This is a genomic window from Polaromonas sp. P1_G2, from assembly GCF_056405515.1.
On record NZ_JBFUBY010001768.1, the window covers coordinates 1 to 358 of the forward strand.

1 protein-coding gene is annotated in these 358 nt (G+C 58.4%); it reads right to left on the reverse strand.

Features of this window, described 5'->3' with window-relative positions; translation table 11 throughout:
• A partial coding sequence (locus AC1D0P_RS32510; RefSeq protein WP_477680485.1) for a helix-turn-helix domain-containing protein occupies nucleotides 1-345 on the reverse strand: 345 nt, incomplete at its 3' end.
• Between the last annotated feature and the right edge of the window lie 13 nt (nucleotides 346-358).

Below are 358 nucleotides of genomic sequence, written 5' to 3' on the forward strand. Positions count from 1 at the left end.
CGACTTGACCGGCTTGCCCGCGCGCAACGGAATTTCAGCCACCGTGCCGTCAGGAAACTCGGCGACGATCTTGCATGTGCCGCCGAGGCCGGTGACATAGCGGTCGAGTGTTTTGATCTGCACGGTCTCGATGTTGTTCTCGATCCGCGACAGCTCCGCCTGCTTGATGCCCGTCTTCTCGGCGAGTGATTTCTGCGTAACGTCCAGCGCTTTGCGAACTTCGGCGAGATGCATCTGCTCCATGATCGTCCGAGCGCCGTCCTCAATTTCGCGCCTGCGAGCCTCGGGCAGCGCAGCAATGCGCTCAGAAAATAGCTTGAAGTCAGATTCCTTATATCGCGTCATCTACCTCATCGTC